20 protein-coding genes are annotated in these 21560 nt (G+C 74.5%); 7 read left to right on the plus strand and 13 right to left on the minus strand.

All coding sequences use genetic code 11. The annotated features are described in order from the left end of the window. The 8 genes from KPF22_RS10220 to KPF22_RS10255 all read right to left on the minus strand — a co-directional run bounded on the left by KPF22_RS10220 (window position 1) and on the right by KPF22_RS10255 (window position 7046). On the minus strand, window positions 1-1146 hold the full coding sequence (locus KPF22_RS10220) for a thiolase family protein (protein ID WP_208819037.1): 1146 nt from the start codon (window positions 1144-1146) through the stop codon (window positions 1-3). After that, window positions 1143-1556, minus strand: a complete 414-nt coding sequence (locus KPF22_RS10225) for a Zn-ribbon domain-containing OB-fold protein (protein WP_224401872.1) — start codon at window positions 1554-1556, stop codon at window positions 1143-1145. The genes KPF22_RS10220 and KPF22_RS10225 overlap by 4 nt, the downstream gene beginning before the upstream one ends. Next, window positions 1553-2365 carry an SDR family NAD(P)-dependent oxidoreductase gene (locus KPF22_RS10230; RefSeq protein ID WP_224401873.1) on the minus strand — a complete coding sequence of 271 codons (813 nt, stop codon included), beginning with the start codon at window positions 2363-2365 and terminating at the stop codon, window positions 1553-1555. Before KPF22_RS10230 ends, KPF22_RS10225 begins: the two co-directional genes overlap by 4 nt. Further along, a complete protein-coding gene (locus KPF22_RS10235; RefSeq protein ID WP_224401874.1) occupies window positions 2362-3600 on the minus strand; it encodes an acyl-CoA dehydrogenase family protein in 1239 nt (412 codons plus the stop codon). The genes KPF22_RS10230 and KPF22_RS10235 overlap by 4 nt, the downstream gene beginning before the upstream one ends. Beyond that, complete coding sequence (locus KPF22_RS10240; protein WP_224401875.1) at window positions 3597-4379, minus strand: SDR family NAD(P)-dependent oxidoreductase; 783 nt, start codon at window positions 4377-4379, stop codon at window positions 3597-3599. Before KPF22_RS10240 ends, KPF22_RS10235 begins: the two co-directional genes overlap by 4 nt. After that, window positions 4376-5395: a phosphotransferase family protein gene (locus KPF22_RS10245; RefSeq protein WP_224401876.1), complete on the minus strand. Its 1020-nt coding sequence runs from the start codon at window positions 5393-5395 to the stop codon at window positions 4376-4378. Before KPF22_RS10245 ends, KPF22_RS10240 begins: the two co-directional genes overlap by 4 nt. 91 nt (window positions 5396-5486) lie before the next feature. Beyond that, a complete protein-coding gene (locus KPF22_RS10250; RefSeq protein ID WP_073577283.1) occupies window positions 5487-6275 on the minus strand; it encodes an enoyl-CoA hydratase/isomerase family protein in 789 nt (262 codons plus the stop codon). 57 nt (window positions 6276-6332) lie between these two features. Further along, a complete protein-coding gene (locus KPF22_RS10255) occupies window positions 6333-7046 on the minus strand; it encodes a nitroreductase family protein (RefSeq protein ID WP_224401877.1) in 714 nt (237 codons plus the stop codon). A 52-nt stretch (window positions 7047-7098) separates the two neighbouring features. On the opposite strand from KPF22_RS10255, the gene KPF22_RS10260 reads away from it, so the two are divergent. Continuing rightward, window positions 7099-7839 carry an SDR family NAD(P)-dependent oxidoreductase gene (locus tag KPF22_RS10260; RefSeq protein ID WP_224401878.1) on the plus strand — a complete coding sequence of 247 codons (741 nt, stop codon included), beginning with the start codon at window positions 7099-7101 and terminating at the stop codon, window positions 7837-7839. On the opposite strand, the gene KPF22_RS10265 is transcribed toward KPF22_RS10260, so the two are convergent. The 4 genes from KPF22_RS10265 to KPF22_RS10280 are packed head-to-tail and all read right to left on the minus strand — an operon-like array spanning window position 7788 to window position 12384. Beyond that, complete coding sequence (locus tag KPF22_RS10265) at window positions 7788-8888, minus strand: alcohol dehydrogenase catalytic domain-containing protein (protein ID WP_224401879.1); 1101 nt, start codon at window positions 8886-8888, stop codon at window positions 7788-7790. The genes KPF22_RS10260 and KPF22_RS10265 overlap by 52 nt on opposite strands. Window positions 8889-8919: 31 nt before the next feature. Next, entirely contained in the window at window positions 8920-9666 is a 747-nt protein-coding gene (locus tag KPF22_RS10270) for an SDR family NAD(P)-dependent oxidoreductase (protein ID WP_224401880.1), read from the minus strand. Next, on the minus strand, window positions 9663-10985 hold the full coding sequence (locus KPF22_RS10275; protein WP_208819028.1) for an MFS transporter: 1323 nt from the start codon (window positions 10983-10985) through the stop codon (window positions 9663-9665). The genes KPF22_RS10270 and KPF22_RS10275 overlap by 4 nt, the downstream gene beginning before the upstream one ends. A 43-nt stretch (window positions 10986-11028) precedes the next feature. Beyond that, the gene (locus KPF22_RS10280) at window positions 11029-12384 is read right to left on the minus strand and encodes an FAD-dependent oxidoreductase (protein WP_224401881.1); all 1356 of its coding nucleotides are present in this window, start codon (window positions 12382-12384) and stop codon (window positions 11029-11031) included. A 222-nt stretch (window positions 12385-12606) separates the two neighbouring features. Between KPF22_RS10280 and KPF22_RS10285 the strand changes: the two genes are divergently transcribed. Then, entirely contained in the window at window positions 12607-13416 is an 810-nt protein-coding gene (locus tag KPF22_RS10285) for a GAF and ANTAR domain-containing protein (protein WP_208819026.1), read from the plus strand. A 521-nt stretch (window positions 13417-13937) separates the two neighbouring features. On the opposite strand, the gene KPF22_RS10290 is transcribed toward KPF22_RS10285, so the two are convergent. After that, window positions 13938-14504, minus strand: coding sequence for a PadR family transcriptional regulator (locus KPF22_RS10290; RefSeq protein WP_208819025.1), 567 nt, complete (start codon window positions 14502-14504; stop codon window positions 13938-13940). 227 nt (window positions 14505-14731) lie between these two features. On the opposite strand from KPF22_RS10290, the gene KPF22_RS10295 reads away from it, so the two are divergent. Genes KPF22_RS10295 through KPF22_RS10315 form a run of 5 tightly spaced genes read left to right on the plus strand, consistent with a single transcriptional unit; the run spans window position 14732 to window position 21550 of the window. Then, complete coding sequence (locus KPF22_RS10295) at window positions 14732-16243, plus strand: class I adenylate-forming enzyme family protein (protein WP_224401882.1); 1512 nt, start codon at window positions 14732-14734, stop codon at window positions 16241-16243. Then, window positions 16236-18665 carry a xanthine dehydrogenase family protein molybdopterin-binding subunit gene (locus KPF22_RS10300; protein WP_224401883.1) on the plus strand — a complete coding sequence of 810 codons (2430 nt, stop codon included), beginning with the start codon at window positions 16236-16238 and terminating at the stop codon, window positions 18663-18665. Before KPF22_RS10295 ends, KPF22_RS10300 begins: the two co-directional genes overlap by 8 nt. Before the next feature lies 1 nt (window position 18666). Then, window positions 18667-19446 (plus strand): enoyl-CoA hydratase/isomerase family protein, encoded by a 780-nt coding sequence (locus KPF22_RS10305; protein ID WP_208819023.1) that lies wholly within the window; start codon window positions 18667-18669, stop codon window positions 19444-19446. Continuing rightward, the gene (locus KPF22_RS10310) at window positions 19446-20312 is read left to right on the plus strand and encodes a xanthine dehydrogenase family protein subunit M (protein WP_208819022.1); all 867 of its coding nucleotides are present in this window, start codon (window positions 19446-19448) and stop codon (window positions 20310-20312) included. Before KPF22_RS10305 ends, KPF22_RS10310 begins: the two co-directional genes overlap by 1 nt. After that, window positions 20309-21550 (plus strand): 2Fe-2S iron-sulfur cluster-binding protein, encoded by a 1242-nt coding sequence (locus tag KPF22_RS10315; protein WP_224401884.1) that lies wholly within the window; start codon window positions 20309-20311, stop codon window positions 21548-21550. Before KPF22_RS10310 ends, KPF22_RS10315 begins: the two co-directional genes overlap by 4 nt. Window positions 21551-21560: the final 10 nt, after the last annotated feature.

Consider the following 21560-nt stretch of genomic DNA (forward strand, 5'->3'; position numbering starts at 1 on the left):
TCAGCGTGTGAGCACCGTGCAGGCGGAGATGCCCGGTGCCCCGTAGACGTGTGTGAACCCGACCCGCGGCCCGCCCGGGACCTGTCGGGGGCCGGCCTCGCCGCGCAGCTGCAGCACGTTCTCGTGCACCTGCCGCAGGCCCGACGCGCCGATCGGCTCCCCGTTGGCCAGGCAGCCGCCGTCGGTGTTGACCGGCAGGCGGCCGTCGACCGCGGTCGCGCCGGACCGGATGAGCTCGTCCTGCTCGCCGTCGGCGCACAGCCCGGTCTCGGCCATGTGCATCAGCTCGGCCCCGGACTCGGTGTCCTGCACCTGCGCGAGGTCCACCTCGGACGGGGCGATGCCGGCCTGCTCGAACACGGCGCGGGCGGCCTCGACGGTGGGGGAGTCGGCGCGGTCGGTCGCCAGCCACGGTGAGAAGACCTCGAACGAGCCGTAGCGCCGGCTGCGGAACGCCGCGCCGCGCAGGAACACCGGGCGGTCGGTGTGCTCGCGGGCCCGGTCGGCCCGGCACAGCACCAGCGCGACCGCGCCCTCGCCCGGCGAGCAGTACATGTACTGGGTCAGCGGGTCGGAGATCATCGTCGAGGCGGCGATCTCGGCCGCGCCGAGCTCCTTCCGGCGCCAGGCCATCGGGTTGGCGGCCCCGTTGCGGAACGCCTTCTCCGCGACCAGGGCGAGCAGGTCCGGAGCCATATCGTGCTCGTGCAGGTAGCGCTGGATCTTCATCCCGAAGAACTGGGTGGTCACCATGAGCCCGGTCTCGCCGTACCAGGAGCCGATGCCGTGGTCGGCCGGGTCGGTGTCGAAGGCGCCCCGGGGGTGCTTGTCGAAGCCGATGACGATGCCGAGGTCGTGCGCCCCGGAGGCGATCGCGGCCTGGGCGGCGATCAGTGCGGAGCCACCGGTCGCGCAGCCGTTGTGGACGTTGATGAACGGCAGGCCGGTGAGCCCGAGCTCGGACACGAGCGTGTCGGCGTCGCCGGCCGAGTGCGAGCCCCCGAAGCCGAAACCCATGTCGGAGAACCGGAGGCCGGCGTCGGCGAGCGCCGCGCGCGCGGCGTGCACGGCCTGCGCCCGCCCCGGGACGCCCTCGGTGCGGCCGAACCGGTGCATCCCGGCCCCGATGATCGCGACTCCGGTCATGAGAGGTCTCCCGCGGGGGCGAAGGCGAAGGTGTGCGTCGGTCCGTCGTCGGCCCGCCGGAACGGGACGATCGCGAGCTCCATCGGCATGCCGATCCGCAGCCGGGCCGGGTCGGACTCGGTGAGGCGGGCCTCGACCAGCAGCTGCCCGTCGAGCTCGACGTAGCCGACGCCGTAGGGCTCGTGGCCCGCGGTCCCGGTGTAGGGCGGCTTGGGCCGGAACCCCTGCACGGTCCAGGTCCACAGGGTCCCCGTGCGGTGCAGCGGCACGTCGGCCATCCGGTCGCCGGAGCAGCGCGGGCAGCCGGTCTGGCGGGGGAAGGTGTGGGCCCCGCAGTCGGTGCACCGGCTGCCCAGCAGCGCCGGGCCGTCGGGGGTGTCGGTCAGCAGCCCGTCGTCCACGAACGTCACGGCGCGGCCAGCCGTCCGCCGTCGACGGCCAGCAGGCTGCCCGTCGTGTAGCTCGCCGTCGGCCCGCACAGGTAGAGCGCGGCGCCCACGATCTCGGACGGTTCGCCGACCCGCCGCGACGGCCAGCTCCGGGCCATCTCGTCGACGGCCGCCATGTCCCAGGAGGCGCTGATGTCGGTGCGGAACGGCCCGGCCACGATGGTGTTGACCCGGACCGTCGGGCCGTACTCCTGGGCGAACCCCGCGGTGAGCGTGTTGAGCGCCGCCTTGGCCGCGGCGTAGGGGAGGTCGCCGGCGGTGGGGCGGCCCGAGGCCATGGAGGAGATGTTCAGCATCGCGCCGCCGCCCCGTGCGGCCATCCGCCTGCCGGCGACGGCCATCATCCGGAACGGGCCCTTGAGGTTGACCGCGACGATCTTGTCGAACAGCTCCTCGGTGACGCCGTGCAGGCTCGGGTACACCGGCGCGATCCCGGCGTTGTTGACCAGGACGTCGACCGGCCCGAGGCCGTCCTCGACCTCGTCGAGCAGACCGTCCAGCCGGTCCCACTCGCCGACGTGCGCGCCGTGCCCGGTCACCCGCCGCCCGGTGGCCTCGGCCAGCTCGGCGGCCAGCCCGGTGCAGGCGTCCTTCTTCCGGGAGACGATCGCGACGTCCGCACCCGCGGCGGCGAACGCGATCGCGATCTCCCGGCCCAGGCCGCGTGAGCCGCCGGTGACCAGCGCCCTCCGCCCGGCCAGCGGGGCGCCTGCGGCGCGGGCCCGTGCGACGGCCTCGGTGACGGTGCTGCCCGTCGCGGTGGTGCTCATCGGGGGACGTCCTTCCATGCCACACCGCGGTCGGCGCGGGGTTCCGGCGGGAGGCCGAGCAGCCGCTCGGCGATGATCGTGCGTTGCACCTCGTCGGAGCCCCCGGCGATCCGGTAGCCCGGTGCGCCGAGCACGTGCTCCACCCAGCGGTGGGTGCCGTCCCCGGCGTCGGCGACCAGCCTCGGCCCGAGGACCTGCGCGGCGGCATCGGACACGAGCGCCAGCCGCTGGGCCCACACGAGCTTGCGCAGCGAGCCGACGGCTCCGACGTCGGTGCCGGCCAGCCGGGCCTCGCGGTCACGCTGGGCGGAGAGCTCGGCGATCCGTTCGGCGACCCAGACCTCGCCGAGGACCCGGCGGACGTCGGGATCGTCGGTCCGGCCGAGCGCCCGCGCGTCGCCGAGCAGGTCGGCGAACCCGCCGCCGAGGTCGGCGTTCGCACCCGAGTGGCCGCGTTCGAAGCCCAGGGTGGCCAGGGTGACGCCCCACCCGCCGCCGACCTCGCCGAGGCGCAGCGTGTCGGGGATGCGGACGTCGTCGAGGAACACCTCGCAGAACGACGTCCCGCCCGACATCTGGCGCAGCGGCCGGACCTCGACGCCGGGGGTGTCCATCGGGAGCAGGAACGCGGTGAGGCCGCGGTGCTTGACGGCGTCGGGGTCGGTCCGGCAGATCAGCTCGCCCCAGCCGGCGAACTGCGCCCCCGAGCTCCAGACCTTCTGCCCGTTGACGACCCAGCCGTCGCCCTCGCGGACGGCCCGGGTGCCGAGCCCGGCGAGGTCGGAGCCCGCCGAGGGCTCGGAGAACAGCTGGCAGGCCAGCTCGTCGCCGCGCAGCAGCGGGGTGACCAGCAGCTCGCGCTGGGCCGGCGTGCCGAACAGGCGCACGGTCGGGGCGACGAGTGCGGTGCTGACCGAGGTGAGCTCGTGCTGACCCGGGGTCTCGAACTCGCGCTCGACCTCGGCGAACACCTCCTCGTGCAGGTCGCTGAGCCCGGCGCCGCCGTCCTCGAGCGCCCAGGTCAGGGCGCCGTACCCGGCGTCGTACCGGGTCCGCGTCCAGTCCTGGACGCGTGCGATCAGGGCCCGTTCCTGCTCGTGCGGCAGGTCGTGGAACACGGCCACCGAGCGGTCGTGGCGCTCGCGGCGCGGGGGCAGGTGCCCGGCGACCCAGGCCCGGGCGGTACGGCGGAACTCCTCGAGCTCGGCGCGGCTCGGCGGGGTGGTCGGGGTCATCGGGCGGTCCACCCCCCGTCGACGGTCAGGACCTGACCGGTCATGTACGAGCTCGCCGGCGTCGCCAGGAACAGCAGGGCGGTGTCGAGCTCGTGCGGGCGTCCGGGACGTCGCAGCATCGTGTTCCTCCCGATCCAGCGGACGGACCGCTCGTCGGCGAACAGGTCGGTGTTCATCTCGGTCGCGAACCAGCCCGGGGCCAGCGCGTTGACCCGGACCCGGTCGCCGCCCCAGTGACCGGCCAGCTCGCGGGTGAGCCCCAGGAGCCCGGCCTTGGAGGCGGCGTAGCTCGCCCCGCCGAGCGGCGCGGCCGACACCAGCCCGAGCACCGAGCCGATGTTCACGACGGACAGGCCGTCCGGCCCCGGGTGCCGGGCGGCGAGCTGGGACAGGTGGAAGGGGGCGACGAGGTTGGTGTCCAGCACCCCGGCGAAACCGGCCGCGGTCTCCTCGGCCGGCGGGCCGGAGCCCTCGACGCCGGCGTTGTTGACCAGGACGTCGACCGTCCCCGAGCCGAGCGCCCGCGCCGCCTCGATCAGGTTCTCCCGGTCGGCCCCGTCGGCGACGTCGGCGACCACCGGGTGCAGGCGGTCGTCGCCGTCGGCGACCTCGGCCAGGCGCCCGGCCCGCCGCGCGGCGACGACGACGGTCGCGCCCGCCGCGGAGAGCACGCGCGCGAACCGTGCGCCCAGCCCGGAGGACGCCCCGGTGACGACGGCGGTCCGGCCGGTCAGGTCGAACAGCTCCGCAGGGGCGGGGGCCCGGCCCTCGGCCGTCACGACGGATCCCGGTCGAGCAGGGCGGCGGCCGAGCCGATGAGCGCGCGGATCGTGGGCGGCAGCTGCTCCTGGACCGGGTCGTGGTGGCGGCCCTCGCGGTGCCGGCGCAGGTTGTGCCCCATGATCGCGGCCATCTTCAGCCGCCCGAGCGCGCGGAACCAGGTCGTGCCGGCGGCGGTGCCGCCGTCGTGGCCGCGGGCGGCCCGGTAGGCGTCGTCGAGCTCGTCCTCGTCCGGGAGGCCCGAGACGACACCGCCGACGCCCGGGAACAGCGCGCCGTCGGTGAACACCCCGAACCAGCCGAGGTCGACCCGCGGGTCGCCCAGCCCCCAGATCTCCCAGTCCACCAGCGCGGTGGGCGTGGTGCCGGTGCACAGCAGGTTGCCGAGCCGGAAGTCGCCGTGCACGAGCACCGGGGGAGCGGGCTCGGGCACCGTCGCGGCGAGCCGGTCGAGGAGCTCCGCCGCTCCCGGGCGGATCCCGGCCGGGACCGCGTGCATCGTCCGCGTCCAGCGGGCGAGCTCGTCGGCCGGCCCGGCGACCTCCGGCGGGACGCCGCCGGCCCGGACGACCCCCGCGACGAGCCGGTCGACCGGGACGGCGTGCAGCGCCCCGAGGACACGCGCGGCCGCGAGCATCCGCAGCCGGCCGAGCACGTGATCGGTGTCGGACGGCTCGAGGACGGGCTCGGACGCCGTACCCTGCGCGAAGTCCATCGCGAACCACGCCGGTGCCTCGTCGCCGCGGGCGACGACGGCCGGCACCGGTACCCCGCTGCCGGCCAGCGCCGAGAGCACGTGGGACTGGCGCAGGACGTCGTGGCGCCCGACCGGTTCGCGGCCGGGGGGCACCGCCTTGACCACCAGCGGCATCCCGCCGGCGTCGATGCGGTAGGTCAGGCCCGAGCGGCCGCCCTCGAGCGCCGTCAGGGGGCCTGCGGCGCCCGCGCCGAGCTCGGCGCGCACCCGGGCGGCGAGCTGCGGATCGGCGTCCGCCGGGGTGTGGGTCCGGGGCATCGCTGTCCTCCTCCTCGAGGTCGGTCCACCGGGACACGGGCGCCGACGACCAGCGCGGTGCGCCGGACCGCCGACACCACTCTCGTGCGGGTCAGCGACCCGTCCACTTGGGCTCGCGCTTCTCCAGGAACGCGGCGACGCCCTCGGCGGCGTCGTCGGAGTTCAGGGTGACGCCGACCGCGAGGTGCTCGAGCACCATGAGGGACGCGATGTCGGCGTCGAGACCGCGGTCGACCGCCATCTTGGTCAGCTTCATCTGGAACGGGCTCTTGTCCGTCAGGTGGCTGATGAACTCCTCCACGGTCGCGTCGAGCTCGTCCGCGGGAGCGCTGGCGTTCACCAGGTCGAAGTCCGCGGCCTCGGTGCCGCTGAGCAGCTTGCCGGTGAGCATCAGCTCCTTGGTCTTGCGGATGCCGAGCATCCGCGGCAGCCGGTAGATCGGGCCGGCGCCGCCGAACAGGGCACGACGGATGTGGAAGTCACCGATCTGCGCGGTGTCCTCGGCGATCGCGAAGTCGCAGGAGATCATGACCTCGAACCCGCCCGCGGTGACGTAGCCCTCCAGGACCGCCACCGACGGCGTGGACATGTTGTAGAGCCGGTCGCAGACCTTCGCCGAGACGACGGCGACGTCCATCGCGGTGCTCGTCCCGATGAAGTCCGCCTGCAGGCTGTCGAGGTCGAAGCCGGAGGAGAAGGTGTTGCCGCGCCCGCGCACGACGGCCACCCGCAGCTCCGGGTCCGCCTCGATCTCGGTGATGATCTCGTCGAGCCGGTGCAGCATCGGGACCGTGATGCAGTTGCGCTTGTGGGGGCGGTTGAGCCAGATCCGCGCCACGTGACCGTCACGCTCGAACTGGATGTCGTCCTCGACCGTCATGCCGTCCTCCGTAGTTGAATTGAACTCAGTTAAGGTTGCGTGACCGATCCGGTCGTGTCAAGGGGTCGGGTCCGGCCGGTCGGGGCCCAGCAGTCCCCGGATCGGTTCCGGGCCCGCCCGGCCGGCGTTCCAGCCGTCCCAGTGCACGACCTCGTCGGGCCCGGGCCGGGCTGCGGGTCGGAAGTCGGTGCCGACCGTGAACGCGAGCGGGGTGAGGCAGACCTGCTGCACCCGGTCGAAGGGGATGTCCAGCACCTCGGCGACGTCCCGTTCGCGGGCCAGGTGCATGGTCGTCCAGCAGGTGCCGAGGCCGCGGGCGCGGGCGGCCAGCATGAAGCTCCACATCGCCGGGAGCACCCCGCCGAGCAGTGAGCTGCTCGTCATCGCCGCCGCGCCGTCCAGTCGTGCCCCGTCCAGGCAGCCGATCACGATCGTCCCGACCTCGTGCAGGGCGCGTTCGAGGGCGTCGGCCGAGCGTGCGGTCCGCTCCTGCATGCGCTGCTCGGTCGGGTCGGTGCGGGGCACCCGGCCGATGTAGCCCGCCGACTCGCGGTAGCTGTCGCGGTAGACCTCGGAGTAGATGCGGGCCACCGCTCGCCGCCGTTCCGGGTCTCGGACCACCACGAACCGGGTCCGGGCCACCGCCGACCCGGCAGGGGCCTGCATCGCCAGTCCGACGCACTCCCGGATGAGCGCGACCGGTACGTCGCGCGTGGTGTCCAGCCTCCGGCGCACGGCTCGGGTGGTGGACAGTGCCTCGTCGATGAGCATATCTTGAACCAATATCAGTTCAAGTTCTGTGTCAAGTGTGCGGAGGGAACGGATGACCGAGCGTCGGTTCGAGGGCTCGACGGTGCTGCTGACCGGGGCGACCGGTGGTCTCGGCGCGGCCGTCGCCGAGCGGCTGGTCGGCGAGGGGGCGGAGGTCGTGCTGACCGACGTCGACGAGACCGGCTGCGTCGCGCTCGCCGGGCGTCTGGGTGGGCGTACCCGGACGGCGGCGCTCGACGTCTCCTCCGAGAGCGACTGGGAGCGCGTCGTGGCCGGCGCGGGGCCGCTCACCGGGCTGGTGAACAACGCCGGGATCGGCAGCCTGGGCACCGTGGTCGGCGAGTCCCGGACCCGGTGGGACGAGGTGGTGGCCGTCGACCAGCTCGGCACGTGGCTGGGAATGCGGCACTGCGGGCCGGTCATCGAGCGGTCCGGCGGGGGCTCGATCGTCAACGTGGGGTCGATCCTGGGCACCACCGGGGGCCTCGGCAACAGCTTCGCCTACGCCGCGGCCAAGGGGGCGGTCCGGTCGATGACCCGCAATGCCGCCCTGCACTGGGCCGAGGCCGGGGTGCGGGTCAACGCGGTCGTCCCCGGCTTCGTCGGCACCGACCAGCTCCTCGGTCGCTTCGCCGGCACCGACCGGCACCGGGCGATGCTGGCGAACACCCCGATGGGCCGGCTGGGGCGGCCGGAGGAGGTCGCCGCCGCGGTCGCGTTCCTGCTGAGCCGCGAGTCCGGCTACACGACCGGGTCGGAGCTGGTGGTCGACGGCGGGTGGTCGGCCCGCTGACCGGTGGCGGGGTCAGGTCCGGCCCGGTCGGGCACGAGCACGGCCCGCCCGAGCACCCGCCCGGCGCGCAGGTCGTCCAGCGCGCGGGCCACGTCGGAGAGCGGGTAGGTGGTCGTCCGGGAGCGGATCCGGCCCTCCCGGGCCAGGCCGACGGTCGCGACCAGCTCGTCGCGCGAGCCCCAGAACGGCAGGCGCAGCCGGGCCCCGGACGGCAGCGGCCCCGGCTTGCTCACCGGCAGCACGCCCCCCGCCCCACCGACGACCACCAGCTCGCCCGCGGTGCGCAGCAGCGGCCCGGCCCCGTCCAGGGTCGCCTGGGCGCCGACGAAGTCCAGCACGACGTCCGCGCCGCGCCCGTCGGAGACGACGTCCACCACGGACGCCACCTCGGCCGGCCCGCAGACGGCGTGCGCACCGCACTCGCGGGCGAGGTCGAGCGCCGCGGCGCGGGTGTCCACCGCCACGACCCGGGCGCCGGTCAGGGCGCGCAGCACGCCGACGGCCAGGTGCCCGAGGCCACCGACCCCGACCACGACCGCGACCGCCCCGGGGTCGCCCAGGAGGTCCATCGAGCCGGCCACCGCCCGGTACGACGTCAGGCCGGCGTCGGTGAGCGCCGCCGCCTCGGCGGGGTCGAGCCCGTCGGCGTCGACCAGCCGGGCCGCGTCGACGGCGATCTCGTCGGCCATCCCGCCGTCGACGCCGAGCCCGAGCCCCGCCGGTAGCTCCCGCCTGCGGTCGCAGTCGTTCGTGGCCCCCGAGGCGCACCGGCGGCAGCGCCCGCAGCCGTACGGGGCGTGCACGACCACCTGCCGGCCGAGCAGCCCCGGGTCGGTCCCTGCGCCGAGATCGGTGACCGTCCCGCAGATCTCGTGCCCGAGGGTGAACGGGGGCTCCCACATCGCGGTCGGCGCATCGAGGACGTGCAGGTCGCTGTGGCAGATGCCCGCGGCGAGGACCCGCAGCCGGACCTGGTCGGGACCGATCGGCGGCGGCGGCAGCTCGAGGAGCCGGGCCGTCCCCGTCGCCGTCATCCGGTAGGCACGCACGGTGGCTCCTGAGGTGATCGGTGGTGGTCGGTCATACCGCGGTGTACCCGCCGTCGACCGGGACGGCCGCCCCGGTGACGAAGGAGGCGGCGTCGCTCAGGAGGAACACCACCACGTCGGCGACCTCCCGGGGGTCGGCGGTACGGGCCTGTGGCGCCGTCACCCGGCCCGGCACGCCGGTACGGGACTCCGGGGTGAGCCCCGGGTGCCGGGCGCTGTTGCGGGCGAGCCCGGTCCCGACCGGGCCGGGGCAGACGCAGTTGGCCCGCACACCCCGGTCGGCGTACTCCGTGGCGATCGACCGGGTGAGGGCCAGGACGCCCCCTTTCGACGCGTCGTAGGCCGCCGACCGGCCCGCCGCCACCAGCGACGCGACCGAGCCGACGGTGACGACGGCGCCCCCGCCCGCCCGGACGAGGTGACCTGCTGCGGCGCGCACGGCGAGGAACGTGCCGGTCAGGTTGACGCCGACGACCGTCTCCCAGGTGGCGAGCGTGGTCTCTCCGGTCGGCGTCCCGTCGGTGACGCCGGCGCAGGTGACCAGGCCGTCGATCCCGCCCAGCTCGCGCGCCGCCCGGTCGAACGCCCGCGTCACCGCGTCCTCGTCGCGGACGTCGCACCCGATGTGCCGGCGCCCGCCGACCGCCGGGGCATCGGCGTCGACGTCCAGGCCGGCCACGGAGGCACCTGCGGCGCCGAGCCGGTCGCAGACCGAGCGCCCGATACCGCTCCCGGAGCCGGTGACGACCACTCTGCGACCCGCCATCGGCAGGCTCACGCCGGCTCCGCGGCCCGGCCGGTCGCGTCCTCGGCGAGGGTGCCTCCCGAGGTCTCCCGCAGGACCGCGATCACGCCGAGCCCGACGAGCGCGGCGAACACCAGGTAGAACGCCGGGGCCAGGGTGTTGCCGCTCAGTGACACGAGCGAGGTCGCGATGACCGACACCAGTCCGGACCCGATGACACCACCGATGTTGAACCCGATCGAGACACCCGTGTAGCGGACCCGGGTGGGGAACAGCTCCGAGTACAGCGTGTAGATCACGCCCTGGCAGATCCCGAACGGCACGTTCAGCACGAGGGCGGCCACGACGGCCAGCCCGATCGACCCCTGCTGCATCACCCAGTAGCAGGGCACCGCGAGCACGGCGAAACCGACGAGTCCGGCGGTCAGGACGGTCCGCCGGCCGAAGCGGTCGCTCAGCGCGCCCGCCCACGGGATGAGCCCGATCGGGAGCAGCACGATGAGCACGATCAGCCACAGTGCCCCGGTGAGCGAGTATCCGAGCACGGCCGAGAGGTGGACGAGCAGGTAGACCGAGCTGAGCCCGCCGGCCGTCATCGTCGCGTAGGCGACGCCGATCACACCGAACACCGACCGCCGGTGGTCGCGCACGACCTCGGTGATGGGCGCCTTGGGCGGCTCGGAGGTGTCGATCATCTGCTGGAACAGCGGCGAGTCCTCGACCCGCATCCGGTACAGGACCGCGCCGACCAGCAGCGGACCGGCGATGAGGAACGGGATGCGCCATCCCCAGGCCGCCAGCTGTTCGGGCGTGGTCAGCGCGGTCACGGTGCCCACGACGGCCGCCGCACCGGCGAGACCGAGCGCGATGCCCACCGAGGTGGCCGATCCGAACAGGCCCCGGCGCGTCGACGGAGCGGACTCGGTGGCCAGCGACGCCGCACCTCCGATCTCCCCACCGGCGGAGAAGCCCTGCCCGATCCGCAGCACCGTGAGCAGGATCGGGGCGAGGACCCCGACCTGCGCATAGGTGGGCAGCAGTCCGGTGAGCACGGTGGCGACGCCCATCACGGCGACGGTGACCATCAGCACCGTGCGGCGACCGCGGCGGTCACCCAGGCGGCCGAAGAACAGCCCACCGACGGGCCGGGCGAGGAAGCCGCTGGCCACGACCGTCAGCGTCGCCAGGACCCCGATGAGCCCGTCCTGGGAGGGGAAGAACAGCGGGGCGAGCACCACCGCGAGGTAGCCGTAGATGGCGAAGTCGTAGTACTCGATGGCCGTGCCGACGGCCGCGGCCGTGCTGGCTCGGCGACCGATCCGGGCGGCGTCCTGGGAGGTCGTGCTCGACATGGCGCTCCTTTGCGCGCTGGAGGGATCCGGGGTGATGGTGCGGTCAGTGCGGGGCGGCGCCCGGTGGGAGGTCGGTCCGCCGGCGGGCGGCGTCCGCGGCGGCGAGCCCGAGGACGACGGCCGGTGCGAGTCCGCCCGCATAGGCGTTGCGGTAGAGGCCGCCCACGTCCGCGCCCGCGGCGTACAGCCCGTCGAGCACACCGCCGCCGGAGGACCGGACCCGCCCGCGTCCGTCGGTGTCGATCCCGGCGAACGGGAAGGTGATCGCCGCGGTCGCCTCGACGACGTAGTACGGCGGTTCGTCCAGCGGGCGGGGGAGGACCGACCGCGGCGGGCGCGGACGCCCGCCGGAGGCGAGCCGGGCGATCTCGGCCGCGATCCGCGGGCCGTCGTAGCCCCACTCCGGCGGTACGTGGGCGAAGTCCTCCGCCGACCCGGCCACCACGCAGCGGGCGCCGCGCCGCCGGGCCAGCTCGAACTTGTCGTTCGCCGGGCCGCCTGCCACGTAGGGCGCCCGGACGCGTTCGCGGTGACCACGGGCGTCGGTCACCAGCAGGCCCCGGCACTCCGGCTGGTCCACGAGCGCGATCGTGGTCAGGTGGTCCCCGAGGCTCTCGTCGACGAACCGGTCGCCCGCGAGGTTGAACAGCAGGGCGTGCTCGCTGTAGTACAGGGCCGCCTCGACGTACAGCTCGGGCGTGAGGTGGACGCCGGCCGGCACGAGGTGGCCGTAGAAGCCGCCGCCGGAGCCGGTGACCCGGGCACCGGCAGCCGTCGCGAGGCGCAGGCCGTCCCCGGTGCTCCACGGGGTGGACCGTGCGGCGATGTCGCGGGCCCGCGGGTGCACGAGCTCGGCCCGCAGGTCCGGGTCGGCGGGGAACCCGCCGGTGGCGAGCAGCGTCGTCGTCGCGGTGACGTCCTGCCGGGTACCGTCCGCGGTCACGATCCGTGCGCCGGCGACGCGACCGGTGGGGTGCGTCAGGAGCCGCTCGGTGCGGGCGTCCAGGAGGATCTCACCGGCACCCGCGACGCGTCGGCGGCAGGCGGCGACGAACGCGCCCGTGTCGATCCGGTGGCCGGTGCCGTAGCGCAGCACGGGCACCGCGGGCCCGAGGTCGACCCCGAGACCACGGACGAAGTCGAGAGCTGCGGGGAACCCCGCGACCACGGCGTCCCGCAGCTCGGGGGAGCCGCCGGGGTTGACCTCCGCCATGACCTCGGGGGTGGCGGCCGTCCACAGGTAGCCGGCGTACCGCGCGGACCCGCCCAGGTCCGGGGCGCGGTCGACCAGGACCACCCGCAGCCCGTGCCCGGCGGCGCGCGCCGCCGCCGACAGGCCCGCCATGCCGCCGCCGAGGACCAGGAGATCGGCCCGGGATGCCGTCCGCGGCTCGTCCATGGTCCCCCCGTCGGCACGACGTAGCGGAGTGCAGGTGAATTGACTTCAGTTAGGCTAAGAGTCCGAGGAGGGGGCGTCAAGCGATCGGGCCCGACGGCCGTCGGCGGACGCCCGCGTCCGTGCGGGTGCGAGACCGGGCGCAATGCGAGGGGCGGACGCGTACGGCGGCATCGCCTCGCGGGGTTTATCCGCGTCCACGACGGGTCACCCCGACGGGTGGAGTTGACACGGCCAGAGCCGATCGGGACGCCGGACGAGTCGGAGCGCAGCACCGACGGCGCGTCCCCCGCCCCGTACGCCGCCACGGTCGACGACGCCGACGTCGTCGACCACTTCCGGCGTCTCACACCGGCGCTCCTGGACTGCGCGACGGTCGCCGAGGTGCTGGACCGGGTGCTCGACGCCGTGACACGCGTCGTGCCCGTGGCGGCGATGGTGAGCGTGACGATGCGCGACGACGAAGGCCACTACTACACACCGGTGTCCACCGGCGGGCCGGCCGAGGAGGTCGACGTCGTGCAGTACCGCAGTGGTCGCGGTCCCTGCGTCGACGCCGCCCGGGAGGACGGCCCCGCGTCCGCGGTGTCGGACGACCTGCGGCGCGAGGAGCGGTGGCCCGAGCTGGCCGGGACCGCGGTGGGTCACGGGTTCCTCTCGGTGGCCGCGGTCGAGCTGCTCCCCGACGCCCGGCCGCCCCGGCTGCCGGGGGCGCTCAACGTGTACGCCTCCGAGCCGCAGGCCTTCGGCCGCGCCGACCTCGACCGCCTGACCATCCTGGCCGGCTACGCCTCGCTCGCGCTGGCGACCACCGACGCGATCTCGGCCGCGGAGCTCAAGCAGGCACATCTGCAGACGGCGATCGAGACCCGTGATGTCATCGGCCAGGCCAAGGGCATCCTGATGGCCCGCCGCGGGCTGGACGCCGACCAGGCGTTCGACCTGCTGCGCCGGACCTCGCAGGACATCAACGTGAAGCTGGCGCGCCTGGCCCGCACCGTCGCCGAGCGTCCCCAGGACATCGACTCCCTCTAGCGGTCCCGGGCCGGCGTTTGGGCACCCGTGCAGCGGGCAGACGCGCCGCATCCCGAGCACCGGCCCCGGGGCGGTGCGAGGGCCAGGCCGGGGCGGTTGAGTTGGTACAGCCGTCCCGGCCGAACGCTCCTGCCCGGCCGGGCCTCGGGCGGGCACGTCCGCCGTCCCGCCGACGCGGTGGGGATCTCACCTGTGGACCGCCCCTGAATGAACTCCTCGAGTGTGGTGTCGAGCGCGATGCCGTCCTGCAGGAAGGTCTCGGCGAGCAGGAGGCCCCGTCGGCGACGTCGGGATGCTCGAAGTGGTGGTCCTCGATCTCCTCGGCCGGCACGGGGGCCGACCTGGGTGAGCGCCCGGCGAGCGCCGACTACGCGGTCGGCTCCGAGTTCGCGAACGCCGAGGACTTCCGGACCCGGCCGGCCCACCCGGCCCATCTCGCGGTACCCCGGGACCACGTCCGGTCCGTGCGCAGCGTCCAGTTCCTGGTGGCCGACCCGGGCTGACCCGGGGCGGGCGGCGGGTCAGTCGCGCGGGTCGCGTTCGGCCCGCTCGCGACGGAGCCGGTCGAGGTCGTCGTTCGCCAGCGCGCTCCAGAACCTCAGCGCGGCGTGCTCCATCTCCAGGCCCAGCTCGATCGTGATCATGCGCGGCTCGGCCCACTCCTCGCGACCGTGCCGGGCGACCATGTCCTCGTAGTCGGCGATCCGGGTCTCGTGCTGGCGGATCTGCTCGCGGGCGAGCTTCTCGACGTCGTCGGGGGATCCCGCCTCGTTGAAGAACAGCTTGAGCTCGGCGATGTCGCGCATCTGGAAGTGCTCGGCGGTGGGCGCCGCCAGCCACTCACGCAGGGCCGCCCGGCCCTCGTCGGTCAGGGAGTAGGTCTTGCGCCGCCGTCCGTGCTCCTCGGTGTCGAGGGCGAGCAGGCCGGCGTCGGCGAGCCGGTCCGGCTCGGAGTACAGCTGCGCGTGCGGAAAGTGCCAGAAGTAGCCGACGGAGCGGCTGACCGCGCGCTTCAGGTCGTACGGCGTCGAGGGCCCGCGCAACGCGATCATGCCCAGGACCAGATACGACGTCGTGGACAGTCGCATCCGCGCTCCTCTCGTGCCGGCCGGTGCTCCGCGGACTCTAGACGAGGCGGGTCGTCGATCCGCGGATGCGGCTCGACCCTCGCACGTGCGTCCCGCCACCGACGACCGCCCCTCCTTCTGCCGGATGTCGCCGGACGGGGTCGCTCCCGACGCCGGTGGAATCCGGGGCTTCCCCTCTGACCATCTGAACCGTATGGTCTGAAACAGACTAACGACGAGGGGGTCGGATGGACCTGGTGACGACGCTGCGATGGGCGGTCGAGCGCAACCCCGATCGGCCGGCGGTACGCGGAACCGGCAGGTGGCTCTCCTATCGGGAGTGGGACGCGCGGACCGACCGGCTGGCCGGAGCCCTGCGGAGCCTCGGCGTGGAGCGGGGGGCCCGGGTGGGCCTGGTGATGCACGGTGGCGAGCAGCTCGCGAGCCTGCACCTGGCCGTGCAGAAGCTCGGCGCGGTCTCGGTGCCGCTCTCGACCCGGTTCGGGGTCGAGGAGCTCGGCTACTGCCTGGGCGACGCCGACGTCCGCCTGGTGGTCGCCGACGCCGCGCACGCCGAGCGGGTCGACGCCGCCGGCCTGGGGGACCTGCTGCGGGACGTGGCGGCCGTCGACGAGCTCGCCGAGCGGCTCGACAGCCCCGTCTGCGTCGCCCCGGGCGAGTCGGACCTCAGCGTCATGCTCTACACGTCGGGGACCACGGGGAAGCCGAAGGGTGTCCCGCGTACCCACCGGGCCGAGCATCTGGCAGCGGTCGCGCACGTGATGCAGACCCGGCAGCGGCAGGGGGTCGCGACCCTCGGGGTGATGCCGCTGTTCCACACGATGGGCCTGCGCACGCTGCTGGCCTCCGTCGTGGTCGGGGGCACGTGGGTGGGCCAGCCCGCGTTCGACGCCGACGAGTCGATGCAGCTGATCCTCGAGGAGAACGTCGGTTCCCTGTACCTGGTGCCGACGATCTACTGGTCGCTGCTGCGCACCGGACGGCTCGGGGACGCCCGTGCGCTCGACAACCTCGCCTACGCCGGCGCCGCCATGACCCCGTCGCTCGCCGAGAAGCTGGTCGAGCAGGTCGCGCCCACCTCGTTCGTCAACCACTTCGGTTCGACCGAGATCTACACCTTCACCATCGGGCCCGACGTCGCCGCCAAGCCCGGCTGCGCCGGGCGGGCGGGGCTGTTCTCCCGGGTCCGGCTGATCGCGCCCGACGCGGGCGCCCCGGTCGACGAGGAGGTCCCGCGCGGGACGCAGGGTCAGGTGATCGTCTCGATGGCCTCGCCCGAGGCCTTCGGCGGCTACCGGAACCGGCCGGACGCGAACGCCAAGGCCATCCGGGACGGGTGGTACCACACCGGTGACCTCGCCGTCGCCGACTCCGACGGCGACCTCTGGGTCTCCGGCCGCACCGACGACATGATCAACTCCGGTGGCGAGAACATCTACCCGGACGAGATCGAGTCGGTCCTGACCCGCTGTCCCGCCATCGACGACGTCTGCGTGGTCGGGCTGCCCGACGAGCGCTGGGGACACGCGGTGACCGCGTTCGTGGTCCCCGTCCGCGGGACCGACCCGCTGGCCGCGGCCGAGCAGGCCCTGGCCTGGGCCCGGGATCAGCTGCCGTCGCTGAAGCGGCCGAAGCGGGTGATCGCCGTCGACTCGATCCCGCGGTCCGGGGTCGGCAAGACGCTGCGCCGCACGCTCGTCGCGGGCGAGTACGACCTGAGGGGAGAAGCACGTGTCTGATGTGTCCGATGTGTCCGTGGCCGCCCGCACCTGGGTCCCCAGCCGGGACGAGGACGCCGCGCTGGTCACCGGCCGGGGCGCGTTCCTCGACGACCTGGACCCGCTGCCCGGCACGCTGGTCGCCACCGTCGTGCGCTCCACCCGTCCGCACGCCCGGCTGCGCTCGGTCGACCTGAGCCGCGCCCGGGCCCATCCGGGGGTGGCGGCGGTGATCGGCCCCGATGAGGTGCGCGCCGCGCTGCGGCCCTTCCCCCTGTCGACCGGCGCGGTGATGCCCTACCTGCCCACCGGTGTGGACAAGGTGCGCTTCGTCGGCGAGCCGATCGCCGTCGTCGTCGCCTCGGACCGCTACGTCGCCGAGGACGCCGCCGAGCTCGTCGCCGTCGAGTACGACGACCTGGGTGCGGTCACCGCGGCCCGCGCCGCGCTGGAGCCGGACGCGCCGCTGCTGCACGAGGACGCCGGGTCCAACGTCGCCACCGACCGGACCTTCTCCTTCGGCCCCGTCGAGGAGCGGTTCCGCGACGCCGCGCACGTGGTGACCGGCCGCTACGACTTCCCGCGCTACTCCTCGGTGCCGATGGAGTGCTACTCGGTCATCGCGCAGTGGAACGAGGGCGACGCCGGCCCCTCGGTCGAGGCCTGGGCGAACTTCCACGGACCGTTCTCGATGGTCCCGGTCATGGCCGGCGCGCTCGGTATCCCGACGTCGCGGGTGCGGCTGCACGTCCCCGCCGACATCGGCGGCAGCTTCGGGATCAAGGCCGGCATCTACCCGTACGTGGTGCTGATGGCGCTGGCCTCGAAGCACTCCGGCACGCCGGTGCGGTGGGCCGAGGACCGCGTCGAGCACCTGATGGCGAGCTCCACCGGTGCGGACCGGGCGATGACCTTCTCCGCCGCGGTCGACGCCGACGGCACCGTGACGGCCCTGCGCACCGACCTGATCGACAACGTCGGCGCCTACCTGCGCCCGCCGGAGCCGTCCACGCTCTACCGCTGCTACGGCAACATCACCGGGCCCTACCGCATCGACGCCGTCGAGATCCGGGCCCGCGCCGTGGTCACGAACACCATGCCGACCGGGCTGAACCGCGGCTTCGGCGGCCAGCAGCTCTACTTCGGGCTGGAGCGGCTGATGGACGCGGTCGCCGCGGCGACCGGGCTCGACGTCGTCGAGGTGCGGCGCCGCAACCTGGTGTCGGCGTTCCCGCACGAGACGGCGACCGGGGGCGTGTACGACTCCGGCGACTACGCCGCGGCGCTGGACCTGGCCGTGAAGAACGCCGACCTGGCCGAGCTGGAGCGCCGGCGGGAGGCGGCCCGGGCCGAGGGCGCCTTCTACGGCATCGGCACCGCCCTGGTCGTCGACCCGTCCGGCACCAACATCGGCTACGTCGGGCTGGCCACCCCGGCCGAGGACCGCAAGCCGGGCCGGGACAAGTCCGGCTCCACCGAGCACGTCCGCATGTCGGTGGACCTGCAGGGGATCGTCACCGTGCTGCTCGGGTCGGTCCCGCAGGGCCAGGGCCACGCCACGGTGGCGCGCAAGGTCGCGGCGCAACGGCTCGGGCTGCCCTCGGAGCAGGTGCGGGCGGTCGTCGACATGGACACCGCGACGACCCCGTGGACGGTCACGTCCGGGTCGTACTCGTCGCGGTTCGCGCCGCTCGTCACCAGCGCGGTCGTCGCCGCCGCGGACACCATCGCCGCCACGGTGAAGGCGGCCGGGGCCACGCTGCTGGAGGGGGCCGACCCGGGCGAGCTGACCCTGCTCGACGGGAAGGTCGTCCACCCGGACGGCCGTTCGGTCGCCTTCCGGCACGCCGCAGGCGTCGTGCACTGGGACCCGGCGTCGCTGCCCGACGGCGTGCCCGCCCGGCTCTACGCCGAGGCCGAGTTCTCCCCGCGGGAGACCCGCGCGGCCACGGCGGACGACCGGATCAACTCCTCGCTCTGCTACGGCTTCGTCGCCGAGATCGTCGCGGTGCGGATCGACCCGGACACCCTGGAGATCGAGGTCGACCGGGTGTCCTCGGTGCACGACGCCGGGACCGTCCTCGACCAGACCCTGCTCGACGGCCAGGTGTACGGCGCGCTCGTACACGGCCTCGGCGGTGCCGCCTACGAGCAGTTCACCCACGCCGACTCCGGGCAGCCGACGGCGGCGACGTTCCTCGACTACCTGTGCCCGACCAGCGCCGAGGCCGGGTTCGACCTGCGTACCGACCACGTGGTGACCCCGTCACCGCTGACCCCGCTCGGCGCCAAGGGCTGCGGCGAGGGGTCGTCCATGAGCTTTCCCGTGGCCTACGCCAACGCCGTCGCCGACGCGCTGGCACCCCGCGGGATCGACATCACCCGCCTGCCGCTGCACGGCGAGGTACTGCACCAGCTGCTCACCGAGAAGGAGAACTCCTGACATGGCACTCACCGGCGGCGACGTCGTCCTGACCCGCGAGCACGACGGGCGGGTCGCCTACCTGACCCTGTCCCACGGCAAGTACACGGTCGTCACGATGGAGATGCGCAGGCTCGTCGCCGAGCGCTTCGCCGAGATCGACCGGGACCCGCAGGTCCGCGTCGTGGTGGTCCGCTCCGACGGCCAGCACTTCACCTCCGGCGGCGACATCGCCGGGTTCATGGAGGTCGACCCGATCGACCTCACCGACCTCGGCCAGGACGTCACCGCCCCGGCCCGCAGCACCAAGCCGGTGATCGCCGCGATCGACGGCTACTGCTTCGGTGTCGGGCTGGAGATGGCGCTGTCCTGCGACATCCGGCTCGGCACCGGCCGCACCCAGCTCGCACTGCCCGAGATGAACCTCGGCATGATCCCCGGCTCCGGCGGCACCCAGCGCCTGGCCCGGCTGATCGGCCTGTCCCGGGCGAAGTTCCACATCATGACCGCGACCCGGATCCAGGCCCAGCAGGCGCTCGACTGGGGCATCCTGGCCGGCCTGTACGACGACCGCGACGCGCTCTACGCCGAGGTCGACGCGCTGGCGCTGAAGATGGCCGGCTTCTCCCCGGCCGCGCTGCGCACCGCCAAGGAGGTCCTCGACCGCGGCGTCGACGGCCCGCTCTACACCGGCATCGAGCTGGAGCGGAAGGCCTACTCGATGCTGCGGGCGACCGAGGACTTCGCCGAGGGCGTGAAGGCCTTCGGGGAGAAGCGCACCCCGAACTTCACGGGCCGCTGATGAAGGCCGCACCGTTCGCCTACGTCCGCCCCGGCCGGCTCGACGACGTGCTCGGCGAGCTCGCCGGCGGCGACGGCAAGGTGCTGGCCGGCGGCCAGTCCCTGGTGCCGGTCCTCGCGATGCGCCTGGGCCGCCCCGGCACCCTGGTCGACATCACCGCCGTGCCCGAGCTGACGTCGGCGGGACCGGACCGGGACGGGTACCGGATCGGCGCGGCGGTGCGGCAGCGCGCGGTCGAGCACGACCGGGCCGCCCATGCCGTCCCGCTGATCGGGATGGCCATGCCGTTCGTCGGGCACCGGGAGCTGCGCAGTCGGGGCACCGTCTGCGGCAGCCTCGCCCACGCCGACCCGGCCGCCGAGCTGCCCGCCGTCGCCTGCTGTGCGCAGGCGACGGTCGAGCTGGCCGGCCCGGCCGGGCGGCGGAGCATGCCCGCCGAGGAGTTCGTGACCGGCGCGATGACCACCGCGGCCGGGCCGGAGGACGTCGTCGTCGCGGTCACGTTCCCGCACGCCCGGCCGGGGGAGGGGTTCGGGTTCGCCGAGATCGCCCGCCGGCACGGCGACTTCGCGCTCGCCGGCGTGGTCACCCGGGTCCGGGTCGGTGACGACGGCGCGGTGACCGAGGCCCGGCTGACCGGGTTCGGGATCTCCGACCGCGCCGTCACCCGCGACGTGACGCCGCTGCTCACCGAGCACGAGGACGACCTGCGTCCGGCCACCGCCGCGCTGGCCTCCGACGTCGTCGACACCGGCGGGGACACCCACGGATCCACCGGCTACCGGCGCCGGTTGTTCGGGGTCCTCGCCGCCCGCGAGCTGTCCCGTGCGCTGCACCGCGCCCGGGACCGGAAGGAGCGTTCATGACCACGGTGGAGCCGAGGCGGGCACGTACTGCGGAGCCGCGGGACCGCGTCGCCGCCGACGAGCCCGTCGGGATCACGATGACGGTGAACGGCACCGGGACGACCGTCACCGTGCCGCCCCGCGCGCACCTCGGTGACGTGCTGCGCGAGCAGCTCGGCCTCACCGGCACCCACCTGGGCTGCGAGCACGGCGTCTGCGGCATGTGCACCGTGCTCGTCGACGGCGAGGCTGCCCGCGCCTGCCTGCTGTTCGCGGTGCAGTGCGAGGGCGCCGAGATCGTGACCGTGGAGGGCCTGGGCACCCCCGAGGACCAGCACCCGCTGCAGCAGGCGTTCTCCGCCCACCACGCGCTGCAGTGCGGGTTCTGCACCCCCGGGATGCTGATGAGCAGCTACGACCTGCTCAGCAACACCCCGGAGGTGGAGAGCGAGGAACTGCCCGAGCAGATGTCCGGTGTGCTCTGCCGGTGCACCGGCTACCGCGGGATCCTCGCGGCCGTCGACGACGTGCGGCAGCGCCACCCGGACGGGGTCCCCGGGCCCCGGGCGTGCGGCGCGCGCACCCTGGTCGGGCGGGGGACAGGTGGCGGCAGCGGCGCCGGAGCCCCCGCCGAGGAGGTGCCGGCGGCGGCGCTCGCGCAGGAGGTGCGGCTGCCCTCCGGCCCGCCGTCCGCGGTCGTCGAGGTCACCAGCGCGCTCCGGCAGCCGGTCGAGCGGGTCTGGGCGGTGCTCGACGACTTCGACCTGCTCGCCCGCTGCCTGCCCGGTGCCCGGCTCACCGAGGTGCTCGACGGCGACCGCTACCGGGGCCGCGCCGTCGTCGCGCTCGGCCCGGTGAAGCTGTCCTTCGACGGCCTGGCCCAGGTCGTCGAGCGGGACCCGGCCGCGCACCGGCTGCGGTTCCACGCCCAGGGCGCCGACGCCGGCGGCAGCGCCACCCAGGCCGACGTCGTGCTGGCGGCCGAGGCCGGGCCGGACGGTGGCACGGTCCTGACCGCGCACGCCGACGTCCACCTCACCGGCCGGGTCGCGCAGTTCGGCCGGGCGCTGGCCGGTGACGTCTCGCGGCGGCTGTTCGAGCAGTTCGCCACGAGCGTCGACGAGGCCGCGGAGACCGGATCGGTCACCGAGCCGGGCCGCGGCGCGCAGCTCCGCCTGGTGGCGGGCACCGTCCGCGACACCGTCCGCGCACTCGTCCGCCGCGGGTTCGCCCGCGTCCGCGCGCCGCGGCGCCGGTAGCCGTCCCGCC

Origin of the sequence: Pseudonocardia sp. ICBG1034 (assembly GCF_020131375.1) — a bacterium.
Taxonomy (GTDB): domain Bacteria; phylum Actinomycetota; class Actinomycetes; order Mycobacteriales; family Pseudonocardiaceae; genus Pseudonocardia; species Pseudonocardia alni.